This window comes from Ferribacterium limneticum (genome assembly GCF_020510625.1).
Taxonomy (GTDB): domain Bacteria; phylum Pseudomonadota; class Gammaproteobacteria; order Burkholderiales; family Rhodocyclaceae; genus Azonexus; species Azonexus limneticus_A.
The window spans coordinates 1,614,909-1,640,427 of the sequence record NZ_CP075191.1 but is presented as its reverse complement, the minus strand read 5'-3'; the positions used below and the strand labels follow the sequence as shown (position 1 = coordinate 1,640,427).

At 59.1% G+C, this 25,519-nt stretch carries 28 protein-coding genes and 3 tRNA genes; 11 read left to right on the top strand and 20 right to left on the bottom strand.

Annotated elements, in window-relative coordinates:
• Nucleotides 1–34 precede the first annotated feature (34 nt).
• Nucleotides 35–1,255, bottom strand: coding sequence for an aspartate kinase (locus KI617_RS07760; protein ID WP_226451431.1), 1,221 nt, complete (start codon nucleotides 1,253–1,255; stop codon nucleotides 35–37).
• A gap of 111 nt (nucleotides 1,256–1,366) precedes the next feature.
• A complete protein-coding gene (locus tag KI617_RS07755) occupies nucleotides 1,367–2,293 on the bottom strand; it encodes a histone deacetylase family protein (protein ID WP_226451430.1) in 927 nt (308 codons plus the stop codon).
• A gap of 120 nt (nucleotides 2,294–2,413) precedes the next feature.
• Between KI617_RS07755 and KI617_RS07750 the strand changes: the two genes are divergently transcribed.
• Genes KI617_RS07750 through mltB form a run of 4 tightly spaced genes read left to right on the top strand, consistent with a single transcriptional unit; the run spans nucleotide 2,414 to nucleotide 7,297 of the window.
• Nucleotides 2,414–3,361, top strand: coding sequence for an AAA family ATPase (locus tag KI617_RS07750; protein ID WP_226451855.1), 948 nt, complete (start codon nucleotides 2,414–2,416; stop codon nucleotides 3,359–3,361).
• A gap of 5 nt (nucleotides 3,362–3,366) precedes the next feature.
• Entirely contained in the window at nucleotides 3,367–4,317 is a 951-nt protein-coding gene (locus KI617_RS07745) for a DUF58 domain-containing protein (RefSeq protein WP_226451429.1), read from the top strand.
• The gene (locus KI617_RS07740) at nucleotides 4,314–6,251 is read left to right on the top strand and encodes a transglutaminase TgpA family protein (protein ID WP_226451428.1); all 1,938 of its coding nucleotides are present in this window, start codon (nucleotides 4,314–4,316) and stop codon (nucleotides 6,249–6,251) included. Before KI617_RS07745 ends, KI617_RS07740 begins: the two co-directional genes overlap by 4 nt.
• Nucleotides 6,248–7,297 (top strand): lytic murein transglycosylase B, encoded by a 1,050-nt coding sequence (mltB, locus tag KI617_RS07735; protein WP_226451427.1) that lies wholly within the window; start codon nucleotides 6,248–6,250, stop codon nucleotides 7,295–7,297. Before KI617_RS07740 ends, mltB begins: the two co-directional genes overlap by 4 nt.
• Here mltB and rpoS read toward each other — a convergent pair.
• The 15 genes from rpoS to KI617_RS07660 form a co-directional block, all read right to left on the bottom strand.
• Nucleotides 7,260–8,189 carry an RNA polymerase sigma factor RpoS gene (gene rpoS / locus KI617_RS07730; protein ID WP_226451426.1) on the bottom strand — a complete coding sequence of 310 codons (930 nt, stop codon included), beginning with the start codon at nucleotides 8,187–8,189 and terminating at the stop codon, nucleotides 7,260–7,262. The genes mltB and rpoS overlap by 38 nt on opposite strands.
• A complete protein-coding gene (locus KI617_RS07725; RefSeq protein ID WP_226451425.1) occupies nucleotides 8,186–9,097 on the bottom strand; it encodes a peptidoglycan DD-metalloendopeptidase family protein in 912 nt (303 codons plus the stop codon). Before KI617_RS07725 ends, rpoS begins: the two co-directional genes overlap by 4 nt.
• On the bottom strand, nucleotides 9,094–9,699 hold the full coding sequence (locus KI617_RS07720) for a protein-L-isoaspartate(D-aspartate) O-methyltransferase (protein WP_264180065.1): 606 nt from the start codon (nucleotides 9,697–9,699) through the stop codon (nucleotides 9,094–9,096). The genes KI617_RS07725 and KI617_RS07720 overlap by 4 nt, the downstream gene beginning before the upstream one ends.
• A 53-nt stretch (nucleotides 9,700–9,752) precedes the next feature.
• Entirely contained in the window at nucleotides 9,753–10,493 is a 741-nt protein-coding gene (gene surE / locus KI617_RS07715) for a 5'/3'-nucleotidase SurE (RefSeq protein WP_226451423.1), read from the bottom strand.
• Between the two features lie 3 nt (nucleotides 10,494–10,496).
• Nucleotides 10,497–10,814, bottom strand: a complete 318-nt coding sequence (locus KI617_RS07710; RefSeq protein ID WP_226451422.1) for an H-NS histone family protein — start codon at nucleotides 10,812–10,814, stop codon at nucleotides 10,497–10,499.
• Nucleotides 10,815–10,914: 100 nt separating this feature from the next.
• Nucleotides 10,915–10,991: transfer RNA gene (locus KI617_RS07705), tRNA-Pro, on the bottom strand.
• A gap of 34 nt (nucleotides 10,992–11,025) precedes the next feature.
• Nucleotides 11,026–11,403, bottom strand: coding sequence for a MerR family transcriptional regulator (locus tag KI617_RS07700; RefSeq protein ID WP_226451421.1), 378 nt, complete (start codon nucleotides 11,401–11,403; stop codon nucleotides 11,026–11,028).
• Complete coding sequence (locus tag KI617_RS07695) at nucleotides 11,387–11,689, bottom strand: integration host factor subunit alpha (RefSeq protein WP_011288399.1); 303 nt, start codon at nucleotides 11,687–11,689, stop codon at nucleotides 11,387–11,389. The genes KI617_RS07700 and KI617_RS07695 overlap by 17 nt, the downstream gene beginning before the upstream one ends.
• A gap of 14 nt (nucleotides 11,690–11,703) precedes the next feature.
• Nucleotides 11,704–14,088 (bottom strand): phenylalanine--tRNA ligase subunit beta, encoded by a 2,385-nt coding sequence (gene pheT / locus KI617_RS07690; protein WP_226451420.1) that lies wholly within the window; start codon nucleotides 14,086–14,088, stop codon nucleotides 11,704–11,706.
• Nucleotides 14,089–14,109: 21 nt separating this feature from the next.
• Entirely contained in the window at nucleotides 14,110–15,156 is a 1,047-nt protein-coding gene (pheS, locus tag KI617_RS07685) for a phenylalanine--tRNA ligase subunit alpha (RefSeq protein ID WP_226451419.1), read from the bottom strand.
• 79 nt (nucleotides 15,157–15,235) lie between these two features.
• A complete protein-coding gene (rplT, locus tag KI617_RS07680) occupies nucleotides 15,236–15,595 on the bottom strand; it encodes a 50S ribosomal protein L20 (RefSeq protein WP_011288402.1) in 360 nt (119 codons plus the stop codon).
• A gap of 11 nt (nucleotides 15,596–15,606) precedes the next feature.
• Entirely contained in the window at nucleotides 15,607–15,804 is a 198-nt protein-coding gene (rpmI, locus tag KI617_RS07675; protein ID WP_226451418.1) for a 50S ribosomal protein L35, read from the bottom strand.
• An 84-nt stretch (nucleotides 15,805–15,888) separates the two neighbouring features.
• Nucleotides 15,889–16,365 carry a translation initiation factor IF-3 gene (gene infC, locus KI617_RS07670; protein ID WP_455550761.1) on the bottom strand — a complete coding sequence of 159 codons (477 nt, stop codon included), beginning with the start codon at nucleotides 16,363–16,365 and terminating at the stop codon, nucleotides 15,889–15,891.
• Between the two features lie 77 nt (nucleotides 16,366–16,442).
• The gene (thrS, locus tag KI617_RS07665) at nucleotides 16,443–18,359 is read right to left on the bottom strand and encodes a threonine--tRNA ligase (protein ID WP_226451417.1); all 1,917 of its coding nucleotides are present in this window, start codon (nucleotides 18,357–18,359) and stop codon (nucleotides 16,443–16,445) included.
• A gap of 142 nt (nucleotides 18,360–18,501) precedes the next feature.
• Nucleotides 18,502–18,578, bottom strand: a tRNA-Val gene (locus tag KI617_RS07660).
• Nucleotides 18,579–18,680: 102 nt separating this feature from the next.
• On the opposite strand from KI617_RS07660, the gene KI617_RS07655 reads away from it, so the two are divergent.
• Genes KI617_RS07655 through KI617_RS07645 form a run of 3 tightly spaced genes read left to right on the top strand, consistent with a single transcriptional unit; the run spans nucleotide 18,681 to nucleotide 20,037 of the window.
• A complete protein-coding gene (locus KI617_RS07655) occupies nucleotides 18,681–18,818 on the top strand; it encodes a hypothetical protein (RefSeq protein ID WP_226451416.1) in 138 nt (45 codons plus the stop codon).
• A gap of 9 nt (nucleotides 18,819–18,827) precedes the next feature.
• Nucleotides 18,828–19,031 carry a SlyX family protein gene (locus KI617_RS07650; RefSeq protein ID WP_226451415.1) on the top strand — a complete coding sequence of 68 codons (204 nt, stop codon included), beginning with the start codon at nucleotides 18,828–18,830 and terminating at the stop codon, nucleotides 19,029–19,031.
• Between the two features lies 1 nt (nucleotide 19,032).
• The gene (locus KI617_RS07645) at nucleotides 19,033–20,037 is read left to right on the top strand and encodes a DHH family phosphoesterase (protein ID WP_226451414.1); all 1,005 of its coding nucleotides are present in this window, start codon (nucleotides 19,033–19,035) and stop codon (nucleotides 20,035–20,037) included.
• A 51-nt stretch (nucleotides 20,038–20,088) separates the two neighbouring features.
• On the opposite strand, the gene KI617_RS07640 is transcribed toward KI617_RS07645, so the two are convergent.
• A complete protein-coding gene (locus KI617_RS07640; RefSeq protein WP_226451413.1) occupies nucleotides 20,089–20,460 on the bottom strand; it encodes a hypothetical protein in 372 nt (123 codons plus the stop codon).
• Nucleotides 20,461–21,055: 595 nt separating this feature from the next.
• Nucleotides 21,056–21,140, bottom strand: a tRNA-Leu gene (locus KI617_RS07635).
• Between the two features lie 54 nt (nucleotides 21,141–21,194).
• Between KI617_RS07635 and hpnC the strand changes: the two genes are divergently transcribed.
• The 3 genes from hpnC to hpnE are packed head-to-tail and all read left to right on the top strand — an operon-like array spanning nucleotide 21,195 to nucleotide 24,067.
• Entirely contained in the window at nucleotides 21,195–22,004 is an 810-nt protein-coding gene (gene hpnC, locus KI617_RS07630) for a squalene synthase HpnC (protein WP_226451412.1), read from the top strand.
• Between the two features lie 4 nt (nucleotides 22,005–22,008).
• Complete coding sequence (gene hpnD / locus KI617_RS07625) at nucleotides 22,009–22,842, top strand: presqualene diphosphate synthase HpnD (protein ID WP_226451411.1); 834 nt, start codon at nucleotides 22,009–22,011, stop codon at nucleotides 22,840–22,842.
• A gap of 4 nt (nucleotides 22,843–22,846) precedes the next feature.
• On the top strand, nucleotides 22,847–24,067 hold the full coding sequence (gene hpnE, locus KI617_RS07620) for a hydroxysqualene dehydroxylase HpnE (RefSeq protein WP_226451410.1): 1,221 nt from the start codon (nucleotides 22,847–22,849) through the stop codon (nucleotides 24,065–24,067).
• 200 nt (nucleotides 24,068–24,267) lie between these two features.
• Here the strand turns inward: hpnE and KI617_RS07615 are convergent, their stop codons facing one another.
• Nucleotides 24,268–25,233, bottom strand: coding sequence for an alpha/beta fold hydrolase (locus KI617_RS07615; protein ID WP_226451409.1), 966 nt, complete (start codon nucleotides 25,231–25,233; stop codon nucleotides 24,268–24,270).
• A 206-nt stretch (nucleotides 25,234–25,439) separates the two neighbouring features.
• On the opposite strand from KI617_RS07615, the gene pqqA reads away from it, so the two are divergent.
• Nucleotides 25,440–25,514, top strand: coding sequence for a pyrroloquinoline quinone precursor peptide PqqA (pqqA, locus tag KI617_RS07610; protein ID WP_141353941.1), 75 nt, complete (start codon nucleotides 25,440–25,442; stop codon nucleotides 25,512–25,514).
• Nucleotides 25,515–25,519 lie beyond the last annotated feature (5 nt).

Genomic DNA, 25,519 nt, shown 5'->3' with positions numbered 1-25,519 from the left:
CCATTCCGCGCCTATTGGTCAAACGTCAATTTTGTTACTGATCCAGACCGAAGGTGCGGTGCAGCACGCGAACAGCCAATTCCAGATATTTTTCGTCGAGAACGACGGAAATCTTGATCTCGGAAGTGGAGATCATCTGGATGTTGATGCCCTCGTCGGCCAGCGCCTTGAACATCTGGCTGGCCACGCCCGGATGGGAGCGCATGCCGACGCCGACGGCGGAGACCTTGCAGATCTTGTTGTCGCCGGTGATCTCGCGAGCACCCAGCTTGGCCTTGACGATTTCCAGGATGCCCTGCGCCTTGGCGAAGTCACCGCGATTGACGGTGAAGGAGAAGTCGGTCGTGCCGTCGTGGCCAACGTTCTGGATGATCATGTCGACGTCGATGTTCGCGTCGGCGATGGCACCCAGGATCTGGTAGGCGATGCCCGGGGTATCCGGAACGCCGAGCATGGTCAGCTTGGCTTCGTCGCGGTTGAAAGCGATACCGGAGATGATCGGTTGTTCCATGTTCTTGTCTTCCTCAACAGTGATCAGCGTGCCTTCCCCTTCGTCCTGGAAGCTGGAAAGAACGCGCAGTTTGACCTTGTACTTGCCGGCGAATTCGACCGAGCGGATCTGCAGCACCTTGGAGCCGAGGCTGGCCATTTCCAGCATTTCCTCGAAGGTGATGGTGTCGAGCTTCTTGGCTTCCGGCACGACACGCGGGTCGGTGGTGTAGACGCCATCGACGTCGGTGTAGATCTGGCACTCGTCTGCCTTCAACGCGGCGGCCAGCGCCACGCCGGAGGTATCGGAACCGCCACGACCGAGCGTGGTGATATTGCCATTGGCGTCAACACCCTGGAAACCGGCGACAACCACCACATTGCCGGCATCGAGGTCGCGGCGCATGTTGGCTTCGTCAATCGACAGGATGCGCGCCTTGGTGTGGGTGCTGTCAGTCAGCACCTTGACCTGGCCACCGGTGTAGCTCTTGGCCTTGCAGCCGATATCCATCAATGCCATGGAAAGCAGGCCGGTAGTAACCTGTTCGCCGGTGGACATGATGGCATCCAGCTCGCGTGGATCGGGATTGGCCTGAACTTCCTTGGCCAGTGCAATCAGCTTGTTGGTCTCGCCGCTCATGGCGGAAACGACGACCACAACCTGATGACCCTGCGCCTGGAATTTGGCAACTCGTTTAGCGACATTTTTGATGCGTTCGGGGTTACCGACCGACGTGCCACCGTATTTTTGAACAATCAACGCCATGGATTTGTCCGGTTAAACGTTGGAAACATGAAAAAGAGGGCAGGATTTTACCCCAGCCGGTTCTTTTTCTAAAGAAATCAGAACTGACTACCTAAAACCCAGAGGCAGGCACTACAGATCTGCCAGAACCCGTAGATGCGCCCCCACGCTACGGGCCAGCGAGGTCATCACGTAGCCGCCTTCCAGCATGGAAACGATGCGCTTTTCGCACATTTCGGCCGCCAGTTTTTTCAAGTGCTCGGTACACCAGGCAAAGTCTTTCTCGACCAGTTTCAGACCGCCCATGTCGTCTTCGTAGTGGGCGTCAAAACCGGCGGAAATGAAGATCATCTGCGGCTTGAACTCCTTGAGGCGCGGCGTCCATACCTGCATCACCGCATCGCGGAATTCTTCGCCGCCACAGCCTGAGGCGAGCGGCACATTGCACATGTTGGCAGCCGGCTTGTCGGCGCCGCTGTACGGGTAGAAGGGATGCTGGAAGATGCTGCACATCAGCACCTGCTCGTCGCCGGCAAAGCAGTCTTCAGTGCCGTTGCCGTGGTGTACGTCAAAGTCGATGATGGCGACGCGCTCAAGGCCGTGCGCCTTCAGGGCATGACGCGCGGCCACGCCGATATTGTTGAAGAAGCAGAAACCCATCGGCGTGGCTTTCTCGCAGTGGTGACCAGGCGGGCGGACCGCGCAGAAGGCATTTTCAACTTCTTTTTTCATCACCAGATCAACCGCCATGCAGCCCGCACCTGCGGCGCGCAAAGCAGCCTGCCAGGTATGCGGATTCATTGCGGTATCCGGATCCAGGTGTACCACGCCCAGTTCCGGTGAGGCGCGCTTGATGCGCTCAAGATGCGATGCCGGGTGAACGCGCAGCAATTGCTCAAAAGTGGCCAGCGGCGCGTCGTAGTAGGTGAAGTAAGCGTCGATTCCCTGGGCGATCAGGTGATCGTTGATGGCGGTCAAACGCTGCGGGCATTCCGGGTGATGCGACCCCATATCGTGCAACTGACAGTCGCGATGGGTGATGAAGGCAGTGGTCGTCACTTGTTCTCTCTCTGCGATGCGGCGCACAAAACGGCGCACGTCGAAATGGCATTATCGTCCCATTACCTCCGGCGCTTCAAGCATTAGAATCGGATTGAATTGGAACATTGGAAACCCATGATGCTCAAAAACCCACTTTCAACCCTGGCCGTCCGCTCGCAGCCCTTCGCGGCGCTACTCAAGCAAGCCAGCCAGATCATCCTCGGCAAGGACACCGAGATTCGCCTGGCCATTGCCTGCCTGCTGGCCAACGGACACCTGCTGATCGAAGACTTGCCGGGCATGGGCAAGACCACGCTGGCCCACACGCTGGCCCGCCTGCTCGGCCTGCAGTTCTCGCGCATCCAGTTCACCAGCGACCTGCTGCCGGCCGACATCACCGGCGTTTCGATCTTTGATCGCGACAAGAGTGAGTTCCGCTTTCTGCCCGGCCCGGTTTTCGCCCAGCTGGTGCTGGCCGACGAGATCAACCGCGCCACGCCGAAAACCCAGAGCGCCCTGCTTGAAGCCATGGAAGAAGGCCAGGTTACCGCCGAGGGCCAGACCCGCAACCTGCCCCGCCCCTTCTTCGTCATCGCCACCCAGAACCCGGCCCACCAGATCGGTACCTTTCCGCTACCCGAATCGCAACTCGACCGCTTCCTGATGCGCATCGAACTCGGCTATCCGGACCGCACGGCCGAGCGCGCCCTGCTCGCCGCCGGTGGGCAACGCAGGCAGCTCGAACAACTGGCGCCGATGATAGAAGCCGCAGACCTACCCAAACTGCAGCAGGAAGTCGCTGCCACCCATGCCTCCGGCCCACTGATCGACTACGTTCAGGCACTGGTCGAAGCGACTCGGCAAATCCCGGTTTTCCAGCATGGCCTGTCACCCCGCGCCGGCCTGGCGCTGTTGTCCGCAGCCCGCGCCTGGGCCTGGCTGGACGGACGGGACATGGTCCTGCCGGACGACGTGCAAGCCGTTCTCCCTGCCGTCGCCCGGCACCGCCTGCGCTCGGCTCAGGGCGGCGGTTATGCCCTGGCCGAAGATATCGCCGCACTGATCCGCAGCGTCGCCATTCCCTGATCTCCATGGGCATTCTGGCGAAACTCAAACAGGCTCTATTTCGCTGGCGGAGCGACGGCACGGCACCGCTACGCCTCGGCCAGCGGCGAATTTTCATCATCCCGTCGCGTGGTGGTCTGCTCTTTGCCGTCGCGCTGATCGTCATGCTGATTGGGGCCATCAACTACAACCTGGCGCTTGGGCATGCGCTGGTTTTCATGCTCGCCGGTCTGGGTATCGTCGGCATGATCCATACCTTTCGCAACCTGTTCGATCTGCTCATCACCCCAGGCCGTTGCGAGCCTGTCTTCGCTGGCGAAACGGCACACTTTCTGCTCACCCTCGACAATCAACGAGGCAGCCCACGTCTGGCACTCGAACTGGAAGCGGAAGCTGGCAAGCCGGTGATAGCCTCGATTGACGGCAAAGGAAGCGCCAAGATCAACATCCCCCTGAGCACGGCAAAACGTGGCTGGCTTGAATTGCCGCGCGTTCGCCTCTCCAGCCGCTACCCGCTTGGCCTGTTCACCGCCTGGGCCTACCTGCAGCCAGCAATGCGCTGCCTGGTCTACCCACAGCCGATTGCCTCCCCGCTACCGGCCGCCTCACCGTTACCGGCTGGCGGCGAGCGTAGCGGCGACGGTGGCCAGGAAGACTTTGCCGGTTTTCGTGAACGCCAGCCGGCTGATTCCCCTCGCCATATCGCGTGGAAAGCCAGCGCCCATCATCCCGAAGGGCCGCTGCTGATCAAACAGTTCGCTGGGGGAAGCCAGAACGAACTGCGGCTCGACTGGCTGCTGACAGACCCTGCCCTGAACCACGAGACCCGCATCGGCATCCTGGCAGGCTGGGTACTCGCCGCCGAAGCGGCGGACATGCACTACGGGCTAAGCCTGCCCAAGCTTGAGCTTGCGCCAGATGGTGGCGAGCGGCATTGCCAGCGCTGCCTGGAAGCGCTCGCCCTCTTTCAGCCATGAGCACGCCAGCCAGCGAAGCCCTCGATCGCCAGGCCACGCCCTGGTTATTCGCCACGGCGCTAGCCACCACGGCACCGCACGTGCTGCATCAACCGCCTTGGCTCAGCGCCCTGGCCGGACTGCTGCTCTTCTGGGCCACCTGGCTCTGGTGGCGGGACCAGCGCCTGCCAGGGCGCTGGATACTCCTGCCACTGGTCGGCGCCGGTTGCGCCGGTATCCTTATTGAATTCCATACCCTGTTTGGGCGCGACGCCGGGGTCGCCATGCTGGTCGTCTTCATGGCCATGAAACTGCTCGAATTGAAATCCCGGCGCGATGCGATGGTCGTGGTCACGCTCGGTTATTTCCTGCTGCTGACCCATTACTTTTATTCGCAAAGTATCCCCACCGGCCTGTGGCTGCTGGCCAGCATGTGCCTGGTTACCGGAACATTGATCCGCCTGCATGGCGGCCCGGCCAGCACGCCGCGCCACAGTCTGCGCTACGCCACGCTGCTGTGCCTGCAGGCCGTTCCGTTCATGCTGGTGCTCTATCTGTTGTTCCCGCGCATCTCAGGGCCGCTCTGGGGCTTGCCGTCGGATGCCCACGCCGGGATGACCGGGCTTTCCGACACCATGTCGCCCGGCAGTATCTCCAACCTCGCCCAGAGCGCCGACATCGCTTTCCGCGTCCGCTTCGATGGAGCAATCCCCCCAAAGCAGAAGCTCTACTGGCGTGGCCCGGTCATGGAGACTTTCGACGGCACCACCTGGCGCCGCCACGAAGGTCGTCTGCCGGCGGAACGCGTGGAAAACCTGTCGCCGCCGATCAGCTACGAAACCACGCTGGAGGCTCACAACCAGCACTGGCTGCTGGCCCTTGAAGCGCCAAATGCTCTGCCGCCGGAAACCAGCCTGAATGGCACGCTGACTGCAGCCAGCCGCCGAGCGATCACCGAGCGGCAACGCTTCCGCCTCTCTGCCACGCTCGACTATCGCTTCAACACCAGCGAAGACCCGCTGACTCTCCGGCGCAACCTTGCCCTCCCCACAGAACTCAACCCCAAGACCCGCTCACTGGGCAGCCAGTGGCAAGCCTCGGGCATGGCCCCGAAAGCCATGATCGACAAGGCGCTTGGCATGTTCGCAAGCGATTTCACCTACACCCTGCGTCCGCCGCTGCTTGGCCGAAACGGCATTGATGAATTCCTGTTCCAGAGCCGTCGTGGCTTCTGCGAACACTATGCAGCCGCCTTCGTCGTCCTGATGCGGGCAGCCGGCATCCCGGCCCGCGTGGTCGGCGGTTATCAGGGCGGCGAGCACAACCCACTCGACGGCTATCTCGTCGTCCGTCAATCCGATGCCCATGCCTGGGCTGAGGTCTGGCTGAATGGACAGGGCTGGGTTCGCATCGATCCAACCGCAGCCGTTTCGCCCAGCCGTATCGAAACCGGCATTGCCGATGCCCTGCCCTTCGGCGAACCTTTGCCGGCCCTGGTTCAATGGCGAGCCGACTGGGTACGCACCCTGCGTTACCGCTGGGAGGCCATCAACAATAGCTGGAACCAGCAGGTACTCGGCTACGACATGCAACGCCAGCGCGAACTGCTTTCCCGACTGGGTTTGCCCGATGCCGACTGGCGAAATCTGGCAAGCCTGTTAGGCATCTTCTGCAGCCTGCTGGTTGCTGCGCTGACGGCCTGGACACTCTACCAGCGCCCCAAGCGTGACCCGGCCCGCCAACTTTGGCAGAAGGCCTTGCGACATCTGGCCCGAAGACAGGTAGACTGCGCGCCCTGGGAAACGCCGCTGGCATTGGCGCAGCGCGTGCAGGAACGTCACCCCGAGCTGGCCGATGCCTTCCAGCGTTTGGCCGATGCCTATCTGCAGGCCCGCTACGGCCGATCCGACAACAACCTGAAAGCCCTGCGCGAAGCAGTCGCGCAATTGCGATGATGACTCTGAAACTGAAAAAAACCCTGGCCACCGTAGTCCTTGCCACCCTGGCGACGCTGGCCGACGCCGCGCCGAATGCCCCAACCTTTGCCGACGATCCCGCCGCCATCGAATTCGCCCGCGATCTGGAGCAACGCCACGGGTTCAATGCCGATGCAATCATCAGCCAGTTTGCCCAGACCCGGCCCAATGCCAAGGTGCTGCAACTGATCAAACCGCCCACCTCGCCGCTGCAGCGCTCGTGGGAACGTTACCGGCCGCGCTTCCTGAACGATCGGCGAATCGACGGCGGCGTCCGCTTCTGGCAGGAAAACAGCGCTCAACTGGCCAAGGCGCAGGCACTTTACGGCGTACCGGCCGAAATCATCGTTTCCATCATCGGCGTCGAAACCGAATATGGCCGCAACACGGGTGGCTTCCGTGTTCTCGAAGCCCTCGCCACACTGGCCTTCAACTATCCGCCGCGGGCCGAGTTTTTCCGCACCGAACTGGAGCAGTTCCTGCTGCTAAGTCGGGAAAACGGCCTGGATCCGCTCGCGGTCAAAGGCTCCTTTGCCGGCGCCATCGGCATCCCTCAATTCATGCCCGGCAGCCAGCGTCGCTATGCCGTGGATTTTGATGGCGACCAGCGCGTCGATCTCGGCAATAGTGTCGATGATGCCATCGGTAGCGTCGGCCACTTCCTGGAGCAGCATGGCTGGCAGGCTGGGCAACCGATTGCCGTTCCGGCGCTGACCAGCGGCACACCGGATGCCGCGCTGACCCAGGCCGGCATCCGGCCCAGCCTCAAGGTTGGAGAACTGGCGGAGAAAGGCATTCGGGCAGAAATCGATCCTGAGACAACCGCGGCATTGATCGATCTCGTTTCACCGGGGCGCGAAACAGAATACTGGCTGGGATTCGACAATTTCTACGTGATCACGCGCTATAACCGCTCCAGCTTCTACGCTATGTCGGTCTTCCAGCTGGCGGAAGAAATCCGCAGCCGGATGTGCGCCCAGCAAGCGACTACAGCAACGAATCGCGAGAAATATTGCCGCGCTTGATGATCTTGCGCAGACGGTCCAGACCTTCCATCTGAATCTGTCTGACTCGTTCGCGGGTCAAGCCCAGATCAATGGCAATCACGTCCAGCGTCGCCAGATCGGCCCCATTCAGACCATAGCGGCGCTCGATGACCGAGCGCTGCCGTTCGGTCAACTGCGCCAGCCAATCGTCGACCAGCGAACCAATCTCGCTCGATTGCAGCAAGGATTCCGGATCGCTCCCGCCATCGTCGGCGATCACCTCGGCCATGGTGTGATTGGGATCAATCTCCAGCGGTGCATCCAGCGAGGCAATGTGCTCGTTGAGCGACAGGATACGGCGCACATCCTCAACCGAGCGGTCGATCAGGAGCGCAATGCGCTCGACCGTCGAATCCCGCTTGTCCGCCGATTCCAGATGCCGCATGGCACGCAGAACAACGTTGATTTCCTTGACGATATGCACCGGCAAACGGATCGTTCGCGACTGGTTCATGATGCCGCGCTCGATGTTCTGACGTATCCACCAGGTTGCATAGGTCGAGAATCTGAATCCACGCTCCGGATCGAATTTCTCCAGAGCATGGATCAAGCCGAGATTGCCCTCTTCGATCAAATCGAGCAGCGGAATTCCCCGATTCAGGTAATGCTTGGCAATATTCACGACCAGCCGCAGATTGTGCTCGATCATGCGCTGGCGGGCTGCGAAGTCTCCATCCCGGACGAGGCGTGCCGTCGCCAATTCTTCGGCCGGGGTCAGCAAGGGTTTGGCACCGATTTCGCTCAGGTAGAGCTGGGTGACATCCTCAAGCAGTTCAATTTCAGGCAAGACCTGTTCAGGCTCAGGCGGCAGGACCGATTCATCGGGCTGCCCCTCGAACTCTTCCTCCAGACCTTCGCCCGTATGGCTCATCGCTTCGGCAGATATTGCGCCGGATCAACCGGCTTACCCTGCTTGCGGATTTCAAAATGCAGTTTGACCGACTCCGCATCCGTGTTGCCCATTTCGGCAATCTTCTGGCCCCGGCTGACCTGCTGGCCTTCCTTGACCAGAATCTTGCGGTTGTGTGCGTAAGCGGAGAGATAGGTCGCGTTGTGCTTGACGATCACCAACTCGCCAAAACCACGCAAACCGCTGCCGGCGTAAACCACCTTGCCATCTCCGGCTGCCAGGACGGGATCGCCCGCTTTGCCGGCAAAATCCAGCCCCTTGTTACCGGAATCGCTGTATGGCGCAGAAACCTTGGCCGAAGTCGGCCATAGCCAAGGCACATCATCCGGGCCAGCTGCCACGGCTGGTGCAGCGGCGGGCACTTCCGGCTTTGCTTCTGGCTTGATCTCTACCGGCTTTACCGGTTCGCCAGTCTTGTTCAGACGGGCATAGGCCTCGTCGGAATATGGTTCCTTGCCAACGCGCGGCTCGCGCTTCAGGCCGGGCGACGTAACCAAAGCCCCGGCCGGCTGATCCAGCGAACGCGCCTCAAGCACTGATCCATTGGCAATCGGCTTGGTGACGGCGCCGTCGGCAGATTCCGGTGCCCCTGGCGGCTGCACACGCAAGACCTGCCCTTCCTTGATCGCCGAAGGGTTGGCAACATTGTTCCAGGCAGCAATGTCGCGGTGATCCTGGCCATTTTCCAGAGCAATCCGGTACAGCGTATCGCCACGCTTGACCGTGTAATAACCCGGCCCCGTTGGTTGAGCGGCACTCGCTGCCCTGGATTGCCCCGTTCCGGAGCGATCCACTGCCGGCACCGGTTGCTGAGACATGCAGCCAACCAGGAGCAGCGTTGGAAGAATTGCGGCGACGATTCGAATCATTGCGTTCCTGAAAGTAATGGGACGAAACGTACGGCATCAAGCCGCGTTTCGACATATCCCTGAGGCGTATGTTCGATAAAGCTAAGATACTGTTCACCGGCCCCAACTGGCAAGATCAGACGTCCACCCAGTGCAAGCTGTTCGAGCAAAGCAGGCGGCACGTGGGTTCCGGCAGCAGCCACTATGATACTGTCAAATGGCCCCGCCTCGGGTAAACCAAGCTGGCCATCAGCGTGTTTCAAACGGACATTGAACTGCTGCAAGGTCCGCATGTTGGCCTTGGCCTTTTCGAGCAACGGCCCCAGCCGTTCGACGGCATAGACATCCTTGGTCAATTGGGCGAGCACGGCTGCCTGATAACCACAACCGGCCCCCACCTCCAAGGTTTTGCCCAAAGTGCTTCGCCCGTTGAGCAGGAGCTCGATCATGCGAGCCACTACAAAAGGCTGGGAAATCGTCTGCCCCATACCCAGCGGCAAGGCTGTGTCTTCATAAGCCCGTGAAGCCAGCGCCTCTTCGACGAAGACGTGGCGAGGCACAGCCGCCATCGCCTTGAGTACCGCCTCGTTGCGGATTCCCTTTTCACGCAGGCGCTCGATCATGCGAGCCCGCGTGCGCTGCGAAGTCATGCCAATTCCGTGCAACACGCCGTGACTCACCTCATCCACTGATCAATGTGCGACAGCTGAGCTGAGTGCGTCAGATCGATCTGCAAAGGGGTAATTGAAACGAAGCCGCGCTCGACCGCATTAAAGTCAGTCCCCGGCCCAGCATCAGCCGCCGCACCGGCCGCGCCCACCCAATAAACCGTCTCATTACGGGGCGACTGCATCTTGACTACCGGCTCAGCCTTATGCCGACGGCCAAGACGGGTAACTTCCGTACCCTTCAATTCGGAATACGGAATATCCGGGACATTCACATTCAGCAATATCGGTTCCATGATTGGATTACGAACAAAGCGCTCAACCAATTCACGAGCCACCTGACCAGCCGAGGCAAAATTATTACCCTCAAAACTGGTCATGGAAACTGCAATAGAAGGAATGCCCAGCAAATACCCCTCTGTTGCAGCAGCGACAGTTCCGGAATAAATCGTATCGTCGCCCATATTGGCGCCCAGATTAATTCCGGAAACAATAATATCCGGCAATCTATCAAGCATGCCGGTCACCGCCAAATGCACACAGTCAGTCGGTGTGCCATTGACGAAATAAAATCCATTGGCCGCCTTTTTGAGCAATAGTGGCCGATCCAGTGTCAGCGAATTACTAGCCCCGCTGCGATTCTGCTCCGGAGCAACGACAACCACCTCGCCAAGCCCTTCCAAGGCTTCAGCCAGCGCGGCAAGCCCCGGAGCAAAATAGCCGTCATCATTACTGAGCAGAATACGCATGGGTTAGACCAACAAACCGTCTAGGCTGGCACCATTAGCCACCCAGGCCTCAACCCATTTTGGCTTGCGACCACGACCAGTCCATTCCAGTTCCGAATTCTGCGGATGACGATATTTGACCTTGACCTTATTCCCGGTCACTGCCTTTACCTTGGTTTCCTTGCCTAGCAATTCCTCGATGGCATAACCGCGGGTTTTGGCAAAGGCACGCAATTCATTCAGGACATTAACCTTTTCCTGAGCTTCACGGCGCTTAAGCTCGGCCGGAATTTGTTGCTGCAAATCGCGCAACTGAGCAACGGACAAAGTGGACAAATCCATGATTACCTCCTCATTTAAATGCGTGGTGATAATTTAATTTGTCTTAATATATTTATCAACGCTACAAATTAAAAAACCGGCAAAAGCCGGTTAATTAATTTGGTCGGGGCGGCGGGATTCGAACTCGCGACCCCTTGCACCCCATGCAAGTGCGCTACCAGGCTGCGCTACGCCCCGACAAGCCAAACATTATACCCGAAAAACCCGGGATTCAAAGCTGCAGCATCTCGATAATTGATTTCAATTCACTACGCAGGCCACCGGGGATTTTTCCCGTTTCGGAATGAGTAGCCGAAACAACCTCGACAGCACCACCTTCATCCAGGCGATTACGAGCACCGCTAATTGTAAACCCCTGATTGTAAAGAAGCTCGCGAATCCGGCGAACCAGTAAAACCTCATGATGCTGGTAATAGCGACGATTTCCACGACGCTTTACTGGCTTGAGCTGGTTAAATTCCTGCTCCCAATAGCGCAACACATGCGGTTTAACGCCGCACAATTCACTAACTTCACCAATGGTGAAATAGCGCTTGGCCGGAATGGGAGGCAGCTCTTCGCCGCCCGTTGTTTTATGCCGCGGTTCCATCAAAGGCTAACTCGACATCGGACTTCAGTTTCTGGCTGGCATGAAAGGTCACAACACGACGTGCAGTAATGGGGATTTCCTGACCAGTCTTGGGATTACGTCCCGGACGCTGAGGTTTGTCACGCAACTGAAAATTGCCAAAACCGGATAGTTTGACACCATCTCCGACTTCCAAGGCATTGCGAATCTCTTCGAAAAAAGCTTCGACCATATCTTTGGCCTCTCGCTTGTTAAGGCCAACTTTTTCGAAAAGCAGGTCAGCGAGCTCAGCTTTGGTTAGCGTCATCGTTTTTGTTTCCGTCAGGCACGCAGTTGAGCACCGAATGCCTGTTCGAAACAGGACACCAGTTGCTGCATTGCAGCATCAACTTCTGAATCTTGCAAAGTGCGTTGAGTATCTTGCATAACTATACGGAAAGCAAGACTTTTCTTGTTTTCCGGGACGCCCTTTCCGACGTAAATATCGAACAATTGGATGTCCTGAATGAGGTCAGAAACCTGTCCTTTAAGTCCATCCAGCAAGGTCTGCAAAACAACATTCTGGTCAACCACAATGGCCAAGTCGCGAATCACCGGCGGGAACTTGGAGAGCTCGGCATAGGCCGGAACATTCGCTACCTTGACCGCGTCGAAATCCAGTTCAAAAACCACTGGAGCCTGCGGCAGGTCGTATTTTTGAACCCATTCCGGATGCAGTTCACCGACGCAGCCAATATCGCGGCCATCAAGCAGAATACGGGCAGCACGCCCTGGATGCAGCGCCGGATGTACCAGTTTCTCGAAATGCAAAATAGCCGGCGCCAACAGCGCTTCAATATCGCCCTTGACGTCGTAGAAATCAACCTTGCGCGCCCCACTCCCCCAACCTTCCGGCAAGGCACCGCCGAAAGCCAGTCCAGCCAGCCTCCACGGCTGACGGAAACCATTCACCGGCAGAGCATCAGCATCGCGATGGAAGGTACGGCCGACTTCGAATAAACGAACACGGGTCTGCTTACGCTTCAGGTTGGTAACTAGGTTCGAAATCAGGCCACCGAACAAGGTCGAGCGCATTACCGCCATCTGGCTGGCGATCGGATTGGCCAGGCGGATCAATTCGGCTTCGGTCACATTCGCGGCGAAATCGGCCTCCCAGGCTGCCTCGACGAAGGCGAAATTGACCACTTCCTGGTAACCACGGTCGGCCAGCATCTGGCGAACGCGATAGGCTGGGCGCCGGGCTTCCGGCTGGACCAGCATTTTCAGCGGCCCGCGCGGGGAAACAGAAGGAATGTTGTCGTAGCCGTACAGGCGGGCAATTTCCTCGATCAGGTCCTCTTCGATTTCCATATCGAAGCGCCAGGATGGCGGCGTCACAAGGAAATCATCGCCTTCGCGCACGAAAGACAGATCAAGACCGGCAAACAGACCGGCAATGCGTTCAGCACCGAGCGGCAGGCCAAGCACCATTTCGGCACGAGCCGTACGCAGGCGAACCGGATTACGAACTGGCAAAGCAGCCTTGGCTTCGACGACTGGACCGACTTGGCCGCCGCAGATGTCGAGAATCAATTGCGTGGCACGCTCGATAGCCCGCCGCGCCCCCCCGAAATCGACGCCGCGTTCGAAGCGGTGCGATGCATCCGAGCCAAAGCCGTAGCGACGAGCCCGGCCGGCAATAGCCTTGGGTGCGAAGAAAGCGGACTCCAGAAAAAGCTCACTTGTATCCAGCGTGATACCACTTTCCTCGCCTCCCATGATGCCGGCCATGGCCAAGGGCTTCACGTCATCTGCGATCATCAGGACATCGGCGTCAACCGCGATGGTCTGCTCGTTCAACAGCAGCAGTTTTTCTTCCGGCTTCGCCAAGCGGGCATGCACAGCACCTTCCAGTTTGGTGTTATCGAAAGCATGCAATGGCTGCCCAAGTTCGAGCATCACGTAGTTCGTGACATCAACCAGCGCCGAGATGGCGCGGATACCGCTACGTTCGAGGCGGCGCTTTATCCACTCTGGCGTCGGTGCCTTGGCATTGACCCCCTTGAGGATGCGACCGCAATACAACGGACAGGCATCCGGCGCATCGAGCACAATGGTGCGGCTATCGGCAATGCTGGCCGCCACTTCCGGCACGACCGGCAGGCTGGTCGCCACGCCGGTAATAGCGCCGACCTCTCGGGCGATCCCGAGCAAGGAGAGACAGTCGGCACGGTTTGGCGTCAGCTTCAACTCGAACAGGTTGTCGTCGAGATCAAGATACTCGCGGATCGACTGACCAACCGGCGCATCGCCCGGCAGGATCAACAGGCCGGAGGCCTCTTCGGCAATACCCAGTTCCTTGGCGGAACACAGCATGCCGGACGATTCGATGCCACGCACCTTGGCAATCTTGATGGTGAAATCACCGGGCAGCTTGGCGCCGGGTAGCGCGCACGGCACCTTCAAGCCGACGGCCACGTTCGGAGCACCGCAGACGATGGTCGTCGACATACCGTTGCCAGTATCGACCTGGCAAACGTTCAGACGGTCAGCATCGGGGTGCTTGACCACTTCCAGCACATGGGCAACAACGACGCTGTCAAAAGCCGGAGCGACCGGGTCGAGTTCCTCGACCTCCAGGCCGGCCATGGTCAACAGATGGGAGAGTTCCTCGCTCGACAGTTTGGGATCGACAAGGGTACGCAGCCAGGATTCGGAGAATTTCATTGGCGTGACTCGAATTGTGGGTCAGTTGAACTGACGCAGGAAACGCAGGTCGCCTTCAAAGAACAGGCGAAGATCATTGATGCCATAGCGCAGCATGGTCAGGCGATCCTGACCGAAGCCAAAGGCAAAGCCGGTGTACTTTTCCGGATCAATGCCGGCGATGCGCAGCACATTCGGATGCACCATGCCGCAACCGGCGATTTCCAGCCAGCGGCCTTTCAACGCGCCGCTCATGAAGGCGACGTCGATCTCGGCGGACGGCTCGGTGAACGGGAAGAAGGACGGACGGAAACGCACCGTCAAGTCATCGGTCTCAAAGAAGCTCTTGAGGAAATCGGCAATAACCCCCTTCAGATCGGCAAAGGAAACGCCCTCGCCGACCCACAGGCCTTCGACCTGGTGGAACATCGGCGAATGAGTCGCATCGGAATCGACGCGATAGACGCGACCAGGCGCGATGATGCGGATTTCGGGCATTTTTTCCTGCGCACCGTAGCGGGCGACATGCGCTTGCATGTAACGCGCCTGAATCGGGCTGGTATGAGTGCGTAGCAGCACCTTGTCGGCCAGCGAACCGTCCGGGTTCTGCAGGTAAAAGGTATCGTGCATCGAACGCGCCGGGTGATCTTCGGGCGTGTTCATGGCGGTGAAATTGTAGAAATCTTCTTCAATTTCCGGGCCGTCAGCGACTTCGAAGCCAATCGAGGCGAATAACGACTCGATGCGTTCCAATGTGCGCGTCACCGGGTGCAGGCCGCCGCGCGCTTCAGCGCGACCGGGCAGCGTAACATCCAGCGCCTCTTCGGCCAGACGGGCATCCAGCGCCGCCTTGCGGATCGCTTCGCGGCGCTCGTTGAGCGCGGTCTCAACGGCGCTCTTGGCGACATTGATCGCCGCACCGGCTACTTTCTTCTCATCGGGCGGCAGTTTGCCGAGTCCCTTCAGGAGCTCGGTAATCTGACCGCTCTTGCCGAGGAAACGGGCCTTGACCTGTTCCAGCGCGTCCGGGTCGGAAATGGCAGCAAAGGCAGCTTGTGCTTCGCTAACGATCTGATTGAGATTATCCATGGACTTCACTACTTACAAAACAACAAAACCACCAATAAAAAAGGAGGCTTGCGCCTCCTTTTTTTCATCAAGCTTTCGCTTAGGCGCCGAGCTGAGCCTTGGCCTGAGCGGCCAGAGCGGCAAATGCCGGCTGATCGAAGACAGCCAGATCGGCCAGGACCTTGCGGTCGACTTCGATATTGGCCTTCTTCAGACCGTTCATGAACGTGCTGTACTTCATGCCCAGCTCACGAGCTGCAGCATTAATACGAGCGATCCACAGAGAACGGAACTGGCGCTTGCGTTGACGACGGTCACGGTACTGGTATTGACCGGCCTTCATCACCGCTTGCTTGGCAATGCGATATACGTTCTTGCGACGACCGCGGTAACCCTTGGCCTGTACAAGAACCTTCTTGTGACGCGCGCGCGCCGTTACACCACGTTTAACTCTAGGCATCTTCTATCTCCTTACGCGTAGGGCATCATGGCGCGGACGGATGCGACATCGCGCTCATTAACAGCAGTAGCACCGCGCAGGTGACGCTTAACCTTGGTGGTCTTCTTGGTCAGAATGTGACGCTTGAAGGCTTGACCGCGCTTGATGCTACCACCGGCGCGGATCGAGAAACGCTTTTTGGCGCTGCTCTTGGTCTTCATTTTGGGCATTTAGATGCTCCTTAATGACATGCCGTCAGGTGGTTCCCGGCGGGAACGCTTTTACTACCCGAAAGCACTAATAACAACTCTTTACTACGCTTGCTTCTTCTTGGCCGGTCCGATAATCATGATCATCTGACGACCTTCCATCTTCGGCATCTGCTCAACCGCACCAACGGCGTCGAGGTCTGCCTTGATTCGTTCCAACTGGCGCATGCCGAATTCCTGATGCGCCATTTCGCGCCCCCGGAAGCGCAGGGTCACCTTGACCTTGTCGCCTTCTTCCAGGAAACGCGTCATGTTCCTGAGCTTTATCTGGTAATCGTTTTCGTCGGTACCCGGGCGCAGTTTGATTTCCTTGACCTGCACCTGCTTCTGCTTCAGCTTGGCCTCGTGCGCACGCTTCTGTTCCTGGTACTTGAACTTGCCGTAGTCCATGATGCGGCAGACTGGCGGCTTGGCGGTCGGGGCGATCTCAACCAGATCGACACCGGCTTCTTCAGCCATTTGCAGCGCGGCACGAATATTGACGATGCCTAGCTGTTCACCTTCTGCACCCTGGAGACGAATCTCCGGAACCGTGATTTCTTCGTTGAGGCGATGCGCCTTGTTCTGAGCTATGGTGAAACCCCCGAAAACAACAATAATTAAGCCGTGCCACTACGCGCCGCGACTTCTCCCTGAAGTCGCTTGATCAGTTCATCAACAGACATTTGTCCGAGATCCTGACCACCGCGAGTACGCACGGCTACCAGTCCGTCCGCTTTTTCCTTATCGCCCACAACGAACTGATAAGGCAGCCGGTTCAAGCTATGTTCGCGGATTTTATAGGTAATTTTCTCGTTACGCAAATCCGCCTCAGCCCTGAAGCCCGCCAAGTGTAGCTTTTGCGCGACGTCAGCAGCGTAATCGGCCTGCTTTTCAGAAATATTCAGAACGACGGCCTGTACTGGTGCCAGCCACAAGGGCAGCGCCCCGGCGAAGTTTTCAATCAGGATACCGATGAAGCGCTCCAGCGAACCGAGGATGGCTCGATGCAGCATGACCGGCACCTTGCGCTCGTCGTTGCCGGCAACATATTCAGCACCGAGACGACCGGGCATCGAAAAGTCGACCTGCATGGTGCCGCACTGCCAAGAACGGCCGATGGCGTCCTTGATGTGGAACTCGATCTTCGGACCGTAGAAAGCGCCTTCGCCCGGCAGTTCCGTCCATTCCAGACCGGAAGCGCGCAAGCCCTGGCGCAGCGCATCCTCGGCCTTGTCCCAGACTTCGTCGGAACCGACGCGACTATCCGGGCGCAGCGCCAGCTTGACGGCGACGTCGTTGAAGCCGAAGTCTCCATAAACCTTCTTGACCAGCGCATTGAAGGCAGTCACTTCGGACTCGATCTGGTCTTCGGTACAGAAGATGTGGCCGTCGTCCTGGACGAAGCCGCGCACGCGCATCAGGCCGTGCAGCGCGCCGGTCGGCTCGTTACGGTGACAGGAACCGAATTCGCCGTAGCGCAACGGCAGTTCGCGGTAGGAACGGAGGTCGGAATTGAAGACCTGGACATGCCCCGGACAGTTCATCGGCTTGACCGCGTAATCGCGGTTTTCCGACGAGGTCGTAAACATGTTGTCCTTGTAGTGCTCCCAGTGGCCGGACTTTTCCCAAAGGGACTTGTCGAGGATCTGCGGGCAACGCACTTCCTGGTAGCCGTTGTTGCGATAGACGGCGCGCATGTACTGCTCGATTTCCTGCCAGATTGCCCAGCCCTTCGGGTGCCAAAAAACCAGACCCGGCGCTTCGTCCTGCATGTGAAAGAGGTCGTATTGCTTGCCCAGGCGACGATGGTCGCGCTTCTCGGCCTCTTCCAGCATGTGCAGGTAGGCATCGAGATCTTCCTTCTTGGCCCAGGCGGTGCCGTAGATGCGCTGCAACTGTTCGTTGCGATGATCGCCGCGCCAGTAGGCGCCTGCCACCTTCATCAGCTTGAAGACCTTCAGCTTGGCCGTGGTCGGCACGTGCGGGCCGCGGCAGAGATCGATGAAATCGCCTTCGCGATAGAGCGACACTTGCTGGTCGGCCGGAATGGCGCCGATCAGTTCAGCTTTGTACTTTTCGCCGAGATCGAGAAAGAATTTGACCGCATCATCGCGCGCCCAGACTTCGCGACTGACAGGAACATCCTTCTTGGCCAGTTCAGCCATGCGCTTCTCGATCGCCACTAGATCTTCCGGGGTGAACGGGCGCTTGTAGGCGAAGTCGTAATAGAAGCCGTTTTCGATGACCGGGCCGATGGTGACCTGGGCTTCCGGGAACAACTCCTTGACCGCGTAAGCCAGCAAGTGGGCCGTTGAGTGGCGGATCAGCTCCAGACCTTCAGGGTCGCGCTCGGTGATGATGGCCAGATCAACGTTTTCTTCAATAAGAAAAGAGGTATCGACCAAAGCGCCATTGACCTTGCCGCCCAGCGCTGCGCGGGCCAGACCGGCACCGATGCTGGCCGCCACTTCGGCGATTGTTACCGGCTGTTCAAAAGAGCGGATGGAACCATCGGGCAGTTTGATATCAGGCATGGCGGAATCTCAGGAGAAAATCTGGACGAAAAAAAAGTGCGGGGTTAGCCGCACTTTATCTTATCAACGCAGCTGGTTTGATTACGATTTCAGAACTGCGACGCAAGTTCGGATAATCATTTTTCAGCTCCGTCAGGAATTTTGGTAGGCGGTATTGGAATCGAACCAACGACCTCCACGATGTCAACGTGGCGCTCTAACCAACTGAGCTAACCGCCTAAGGAAGCGCGCATTATATAGACGTAGAAGCCGATGTCAACAGCCCTTCGCGATTTTTTTCGATGCGCAGTAAACTTGCCTCAACAAGCAATGGAGTCACCCATGAACGAAGGTTGGATAATTTTCGGCATTTGCCTGATCGTAGTCATCGGTGGCGCCCTGCCCCTGATCCGGCCGCGCAACGATGTACCCCCGCCACCGCCCAAGGAAACCCTGCGCGACTGGCGCAGCGAAAAATAAGGACATCCCGTGGAAGAACGCATCACCGAACTCGAAATCAAGATCAGTTATACCGAAGACCTGGTCGACGAACTCAATCGCATGGTTTATCGCCAGCAACTGCAAATCGACCTGCTGGCCGCCGAAATCCGCACCCTGCGTGAGCAGCAACGAAACTCACCGCAATCAGAGCAAGCCTTCAGCCTGCGCGACGAGATTCCGCCGCATTACTGACATGTTGCCCCCGCCACCGGTTACCGTTTTCTATCACGCCGATTGTCTGGACGGTTTCGGCGCAGCCTATGCGGCATGGCGCCACTTTGGCGATACCGCCACATATCGCCCGATGCATCATGGCGAGCCTTGGGAGATGGCTGACATCGCAGGGCACAGTGTCTTTATTCTGGACTTCTCTTTTCCACCCGAAGTTCTGAAAAAGATGGCGACCCTGGCGAAATCGGTCATTCAGATTGACCACCACGCCTCGGCACTCCAAGCATGGTCTGACCGGTTAAACGCAACCCAAAACAGCCTGCAGAGCTATCAGCACCCGACACTGCCTTTGCTCGTCATTTTCGATCTGGACAAATCCGGCGCCCGCCTTGCCTGGGAGCATTTCCACCCCGACACGCCGCCACCGCTGGCCATCCTGCACATTGAGGAGCAGGACATGTGGCGCTTTGTGCACCCCGGCACCCGCCCATTCTGTCGTGCCTTGCGCCTGCTGCCTTTCGATCTGCACATCTGGCACCAACTGGTCATCGAGACAGAGGATGTCACATCGCAGCGCTATAGCGAAACCATTCTCCAGGGTGCGGCCATTGAGCAATTTTTCCAGCGGGAAATTGAGTGGCTGGCCCAAAGCAGCCTGCGGACGCCAGCCAGGATTCGCGGCGAACCCGTCGATTCCTTGCAGGCGCAGCGTCACGGCCAAGAAATTGTCACCGATGGCGATCTGGCCTGGCTGGCTATTCGCGGCATAGCCATCAATGCGAATGCCCTGTTTGCCTCTGAACTGGGCAACTCGCTGGCCGAACAGAGCGGCACCTACGGGCTGATCTGGCATTTCTCCGGAGATGGAGAAATCAAGGCATCGTTACGCTCAAAAGGCAGAACGCTCGACGTTTCGCTGATTGCCACCCGTTACGGCGGTGGCGGACATCCAAATGCAGCGGGTTTCCGGATGCCAGCCAAGCAATTTTTCAGTGAAGTGCTGATGATTGCCCCCGAACCGGACTGAAGAACGCCTGGTTTGATACCCAAACCTGCAGTAAGCAAGCCGGAAACCTGCTCAATACGGCCGCGCCGGAACAGCCTGCCACCCCTCCGGGCATGCCTGGGTATAGGGGTAATACATCGCACTAGAACCACAGTAATACCAGACACCTGCCGAACTGGCTGGCGCCGGCACAGGCGGCTGCTCGACATACACGGGCTGCGACGGATAAACCGGGCCGACGTAATAGGGATCGACATAAACCGGCCGGGTTCGATCGGCCACGATAGCCAAGCCGGTCAGTGCGCCAAATATTGCCAATCCCGCCCATCCGGAGCCACCGCCTCGGTGGTGACCATACCCTCGGTGGTCAAATCCACGATCCGCGTGCGCAGGTGTTGCCTGCAAGGAGAGCGCAACAACGACGGCCGTTATGAGTTTGTACATGATCGCTTCCAAACACCGCCGAACCAAACGGTTCCACTTTTCAGCATAGGCAGCAGCATTCCCAAACCTGCTTCATGGGTGGTGTTTCACACGTTTGTGGAGATCGCTAGCCGCCAAGTACTGCAAGCGCCTGATGGAGAAGGTCGTCATGTCAGCAACCAGAATCTCGATCTCCAGTGGCATGATTTCCTCATGACAACGCCGGTCACTGAACCCACTCGGGGGACCAGAGTCGATCTTTCTCCTGTCTGCCTGCGCTCTGCGGTCATTCATGATCGGCCCCCTTTGGGGTGTGAAGGCGAACTTTCAACATAGACGCTGAATCCCGAACCTTCAAGCTCAACCGCCACGAACGACAGGACAGGCCATCGACCGTCGTGCCACCGCATTCAGCAAAGGGTCGGGATATACTCCGCGATCGCAGTTTTGCCTTGCCGGAAAGTGACGATGCAGCCATCGGCACACGCCAACAGTGGATGCATCCGCGGGCTTGGCGTGGATGATTGCCTCGCCAAACACAAGGCACAAAACCCAATAAAAAAACCCGCAGTGACGCGGGTTTAATGGACTTGCTTGAATCATGAAAACAATTGCTTGGTGCCCAGGAAGGGACTCGAACCCCCACACCTTTCGGCGCCAGAACCTAAATCTGGTGCGTCTACCAATTTCGCCACCTGGGCAAGCGGGGCGAATTCTAGCACTGACTCAGCCACCTTCTCCAGAGCAGACCGTCGATGTCTGTTGATCATTACGAAAATTTTCCGGTCGCCTCGCTGCTGCTGCCCCGCTCAATGCGCCAGCCGATCGAGGTGATTTACCGCTTTGCCCGCAGCGCCGACGATATTGCCGACGAGGGAGATGCATCACCGGAAGAGCGCCTGGCAGGCTTGGCGGCTTACCAGGCCGAACTGGATCGGATCGCCGCTGGCACAACGCCGCAGACACCGCTATTCGTTGAGCTGGCCAAGGTGATTGCGACCCACGCCCTGCCCATCCAGCTCTTCCGCGACCTGCTTGATGCCTTCGCCCAGGATGTCGTCAAGAAACGCTATGCCGACTACCCGGAACTGCACGACTACTGCCGCCGTTCGGCCAATCCGGTCGGGCGACTGGTGTTGCATCTGTTCGGGCGTACCGAGCCTGAACACCTCGAACAATCCGACTGCATCTGTACCGCCTTGCAGCTAATCAACTTTTGGCAGGATGTGGCAGTCGACTGGCAAAAAGATCGCGTTTACATCCCGCAGACCGATTTCCCGCATTTCCGGATCAGCGAGGACGACATCGCGCACAGCCGCTGGTCGGCCAACTGGGCGGCACTGATGGATTTCGAAATCGACCGGGCGACGGCGCTGATGCAGCGCGGCGCCCCGCTCGTCCACGCCCTGCCCGGCCGCCTTGGTTGGGAAATTCGCCTGACCATGCAGGGCGGGCTGCGCATTCTTGAACGTCTCCGCCAGGTACGCGGTGACGTTTTCAACCGCCGACCCAAGCTCGGCAAATGGGATTGGCTCGTTCTGGCCGGCCGTTCCATTAGAATGTAGCCCCATGAATCCTGACCAATATTGCCAGGAGAAGTGCGCGGCCAGCGGCTCCTCCTTCTACTACAGCTTCCTGTTCCTGCCACCGGTGCGTCGCCAGGCGATCATGGCCCTCTATGCCTTCTGCCGCGAAGTCGATGACGTGGTCGATGAATGCAACGATGCATCAATCGCCTCAACCAAACTCACCTGGTGGCGCCAGGAAATCGGGCGTGTCGCCGATGGCCAGCCGCAACACCCGGTTGGCCTGGCACTGAAAGCAGTCGACAAGAGCATCAGCCTGCCCAAGGAACAATTGCTGGAGATCATCGACGGCATGGAGATGGACCTGATGCAGTCGCGCTATCTCGACTTCAAGGGACTGTCGCTTTACTGCTATCGCGTCGCCAGCGTCGTCGGGCTGCTCGCCGCCGAAATCTTTGGCTACCAAGAACGCCAGACGCAAAAATATGCGCACGACCTCGGCATGGCTTTCCAACTGACCAACATCATCCGCGATGTCGGCGAAGATGCCCGGCGCGGCCGCATCTACATCCCGATGGACGAACTCAAGCAGTTCAACGTGCCGGCTGCCGACATCCTGAACGGCAAGTATTCGGACAACTTCACGGCCCTCATGCAGTTCCAGTACGAGCGCGCCGAGAAGTACTACGAGCAAGCCTTCGCCCAGTTACCGGCCATCGACCGCAAGAGCCAGCGCCCGGGGCTGATCATGGCGGCGATTTATCGCACCGTGCTCGACGAGATCAAGCGCGAGAATTTCCAGGTGCTGCACCAGCGCATTTCGCTGCCGCCGACGCGCAAGCTGTGGCTGGCTGCCAAGACCTGGATCAAGGGCTGAGCCATTGAGGGTCGCCGTCATCGGTGGCGGCTGGGCGGGCCTTGCCGCTGCAGTCGAACTGACCGCAGCCGGCGTTCAAACCACGCTATACGAAGCCGGCCGCGTGCTCGGCGGGCGGGCTCGGGGCGTTGAGGTTGATGGCCGCCGGCTCGACAACGGCCAGCACATCCTGCTCGGCGCCTACCGCGACACGCTGGCGCTGATGCGCCGGGTCGGCGCCGATCCCGATGAACTCTTCGCCCGCCGCCCGCTGCGGGTCATCGACAACACCGGCTTTCGCCTTGCCCTGCCCCGCCTGCCCGCCCCGCTCAATGTCGCCTGGGGACTGCTCAGCGCCAGCGGGGTCAGCCTCGGTGAAAAGCTGCGAACCGCACTGTGGATGGACGGCATCAAGCGCCGAGGCTTCAAACTGGCCCGCGAAACGACCGTCGCCGAATGGCTGGACGACGCCGGCCAAACCGGCGCCCTGCGCCGCCATCTATGGGAACCGCTCTGCCTGGCTGCGCTGAACCTGCCGGCCGAACGCGCCTCGGCACAACTGTTCGCCAACGTCCTGCGCGACAGCCTGGGCAGTTCGCGCCGAGAAGACACCGACCTGCTGCTGCCCCGAGTCGATCTCGGCCAACTGCTGCCGGAACCGGCCGGACGATGGCTGCAAGCGCATGGCGCACAAATCCGCCTGAGCAGGCGGGTCAGCCAGATTACAGAAGCGGAAAGCGGCATCGCCATCGACGGTGAGCCTTTCACCGCCGCCATCATCGCCACCGCACCGCAGCATGTCGGCGCCTTGTGGCCAGCCGCTGCGACGAATTACGCCTACGAGCCGATTGCTACGGTCTACCGGAATTTTGTGCCAAAAATGAAATCATCGTTCCCGCTCAGCAACCGCCTTGGCGGCCATTGCCAGTGGGTTGTTGACCGTGGCGATGGCATGCTGGCCTGCGTCCTGAGTGGGCATGGCGAATGGGAAAAACTGGACGACGCGGCCCTTGCCGCCGCGCTCGACGAAGAACTCGGTCTGCCGAACCCGAACGACTGGCAGAAGGTCATCCGCGAAAAACGCGCCACCTTTTCGGCCTGTCCTGGACTGCATCGACCGGATTTCAAAACCGCGAACCCCCGCCTCGTTCTGGCCGGCGACTACACCTGGGCCGACTACCCGGCGACGCTCGAAGGCGCCGTGCGTAGCGGTTTGCGGGCGGCGCGGCAAATAACGAACATCTGAAGTCGGCGCAATTTTCCACGGTCAACCGGGAAAACGGCCAAAAGCAAAACATCCATTCGTCGTTCCCGCGAAAGCGGGAACCCAGCCGATGCCACACTTATCAATTCCCGCTTCGCCCGCCGCGAAGCGGAGTCCCGGGTGTGTCGAGACCGCAGGGAATGACGCTTAACTGTATGGCATTTCGCCACTAGCGCCGATTTTCAAGGCACAAAGCGCCCAAGCGCCGCGAAGGATTCGACCAGCCCAAGCGTCGCCGCCAGCATGGCCTGTGCATAGGGATCGTGCCCGACGCCCTCGACCCACGTGCAGCCAGCGTTCGGCAGTTCCTCCAGCAAGACGGTCGTCGCGCTGGCCGGACAAACGTGGTCGGTCAGGCCTTGCACAACATGGATCGGCACGTTCGTCGCGGCAATGCGCTCGGCGGCGGCAAGCACGCCGCCTTCCGGAATGAAGCAGGCATGGCAGAAGTAATGGAGTTGCAGGCGATAGCGCGCCTGCAATAAATCGATATCTGCCGGACTCAAGGTCCGACTCGGCGCCCCGGCCAAGGCGCATTCCCAGACATGCCAGGCGGTGACGTACGCCGCCAACGCTGACGGCGGCGCACTGCGGAAGCACTCAGTCAGCCAGTGCAGCATGGCACCCGGCGCTTCCGGCGCGCCGAGCGCCGCCCAGTGCCGCCACGCCTCAGGATGATGCAGACGGGCGCCGCCAAAAAACCAGTCGAGATCAGCCGCCCGCGCCAGGAAAGGGTTACGCAGCAGCAATCCGCTGAGCTGCCCGGGATGCGCGGCAGCGTACAAAATACCGAGCGTGGCCCCCCACGAACCGCCCATTACCAGCCAGCGATCAATGCCTAGGTTCCGGCGCAAAAACTCGATGTCATCGATCAGCGCAGGCGTCGTGTTTTCTTCACAGCTTCCGGCCGGCAGGCTTTTGCCGGCTCCGCGCTGGTCAAGCAAGATGACGCGATAGCGCTGCGGATCGAAGAAGCCGGCCATCAGCGGCGAGCAGCCGGAGCCGGGACCGCCGTGCAGGATCAACACAGGAATACCAGTCCGCAAACCTCGCTGTTCATAGTAAAGGCGATGGCCACCGGAGACCGGAAGCCAGCCGCTATCAAACGGCTGAACAGAAGAATGCAAGGCGGTGGAAGCAGCAGACATGCGGGCCATTCTAACCATCGCCAACGCCCGCCAGACAGGCACGACCCGAATCTCATGAAAATCATGATGGCCAATTCATGATTCCCGCGGAGCGCCAAGTCAGCCCCCTTGCGATAGTTCAATCCAGTCCGCCGCATCGCTGAAAAACGGCGGACAACCGGCAGCAAGTGCCGCCGGACGTTCAATCCATAACGGAGACTATCTAAATGAAATGGGAAACCCCGACTGCTTGTGACTTCCGCTTCGGCTTCGAAATCACGATGTACATCGCCGCCCGCTAAGGGAG

What these genes read in the sequence shown, in the direction of transcription:
- KI617_RS07645 (WP_226451414.1), top strand. Translation starts at nt 19,033, where the DNA reads ATGTTGCCCCCGCCACCGGTTACCGTTTTCTATCACGCCGATTGTCTG.
- rplT (WP_011288402.1), bottom strand. Translation starts at nt 15,595, where the DNA reads ATGCCTAGAGTTAAACGTGGTGTAACGGCGCGCGCGCGTCACAAGAAG.
- KI617_RS07695 (WP_011288399.1), bottom strand. Translation starts at nt 11,689, where the DNA reads ATGACGCTAACCAAAGCTGAGCTCGCTGACCTGCTTTTCGAAAAAGTT.
- KI617_RS07750 (WP_226451855.1), top strand. Translation starts at nt 2,414, where the DNA reads ATGCTCAAAAACCCACTTTCAACCCTGGCCGTCCGCTCGCAGCCCTTC.
- KI617_RS07745 (WP_226451429.1), top strand. Translation starts at nt 3,367, where the DNA reads ATGGGCATTCTGGCGAAACTCAAACAGGCTCTATTTCGCTGGCGGAGC.
- KI617_RS07700 (WP_226451421.1), bottom strand. Translation starts at nt 11,403, where the DNA reads ATGGAACCGCGGCATAAAACAACGGGCGGCGAAGAGCTGCCTCCCATT.
- surE (WP_226451423.1), bottom strand. Translation starts at nt 10,493, where the DNA reads ATGCGTATTCTGCTCAGTAATGATGACGGCTATTTTGCTCCGGGGCTT.
- hpnC (WP_226451412.1), top strand. Translation starts at nt 21,195, where the DNA reads ATGTCTGTTGATCATTACGAAAATTTTCCGGTCGCCTCGCTGCTGCTG.
- KI617_RS07740 (WP_226451428.1), top strand. Translation starts at nt 4,314, where the DNA reads ATGAGCACGCCAGCCAGCGAAGCCCTCGATCGCCAGGCCACGCCCTGG.
- thrS (WP_226451417.1), bottom strand. Translation starts at nt 18,359, where the DNA reads ATGCCTGATATCAAACTGCCCGATGGTTCCATCCGCTCTTTTGAACAG.
- KI617_RS07640 (WP_226451413.1), bottom strand. Translation starts at nt 20,460, where the DNA reads ATGTACAAACTCATAACGGCCGTCGTTGTTGCGCTCTCCTTGCAGGCA.
- KI617_RS07615 (WP_226451409.1), bottom strand. Translation starts at nt 25,233, where the DNA reads ATGTCTGCTGCTTCCACCGCCTTGCATTCTTCTGTTCAGCCGTTTGAT.
- KI617_RS07710 (WP_226451422.1), bottom strand. Translation starts at nt 10,814, where the DNA reads ATGGATTTGTCCACTTTGTCCGTTGCTCAGTTGCGCGATTTGCAGCAA.
- KI617_RS07720 (WP_264180065.1), bottom strand. Translation starts at nt 9,699, where the DNA reads ATGATCGAGCGCCTGCGTGAAAAGGGAATCCGCAACGAGGCGGTACTC.
- pheS (WP_226451419.1), bottom strand. Translation starts at nt 15,156, where the DNA reads ATGGATAATCTCAATCAGATCGTTAGCGAAGCACAAGCTGCCTTTGCT.
- rpmI (WP_226451418.1), bottom strand. Translation starts at nt 15,804, where the DNA reads ATGCCCAAAATGAAGACCAAGAGCAGCGCCAAAAAGCGTTTCTCGATC.
- pheT (WP_226451420.1), bottom strand. Translation starts at nt 14,088, where the DNA reads ATGAAATTCTCCGAATCCTGGCTGCGTACCCTTGTCGATCCCAAACTG.
- rpoS (WP_226451426.1), bottom strand. Translation starts at nt 8,189, where the DNA reads ATGAGCCATACGGGCGAAGGTCTGGAGGAAGAGTTCGAGGGGCAGCCC.
- KI617_RS07725 (WP_226451425.1), bottom strand. Translation starts at nt 9,097, where the DNA reads ATGATTCGAATCGTCGCCGCAATTCTTCCAACGCTGCTCCTGGTTGGC.
- KI617_RS07760 (WP_226451431.1), bottom strand. Translation starts at nt 1,255, where the DNA reads ATGGCGTTGATTGTTCAAAAATACGGTGGCACGTCGGTCGGTAACCCC.
- hpnD (WP_226451411.1), top strand. Translation starts at nt 22,009, where the DNA reads ATGAATCCTGACCAATATTGCCAGGAGAAGTGCGCGGCCAGCGGCTCC.
- KI617_RS07655 (WP_226451416.1), top strand. Translation starts at nt 18,681, where the DNA reads ATGAACGAAGGTTGGATAATTTTCGGCATTTGCCTGATCGTAGTCATC.
- mltB (WP_226451427.1), top strand. Translation starts at nt 6,248, where the DNA reads ATGATGACTCTGAAACTGAAAAAAACCCTGGCCACCGTAGTCCTTGCC.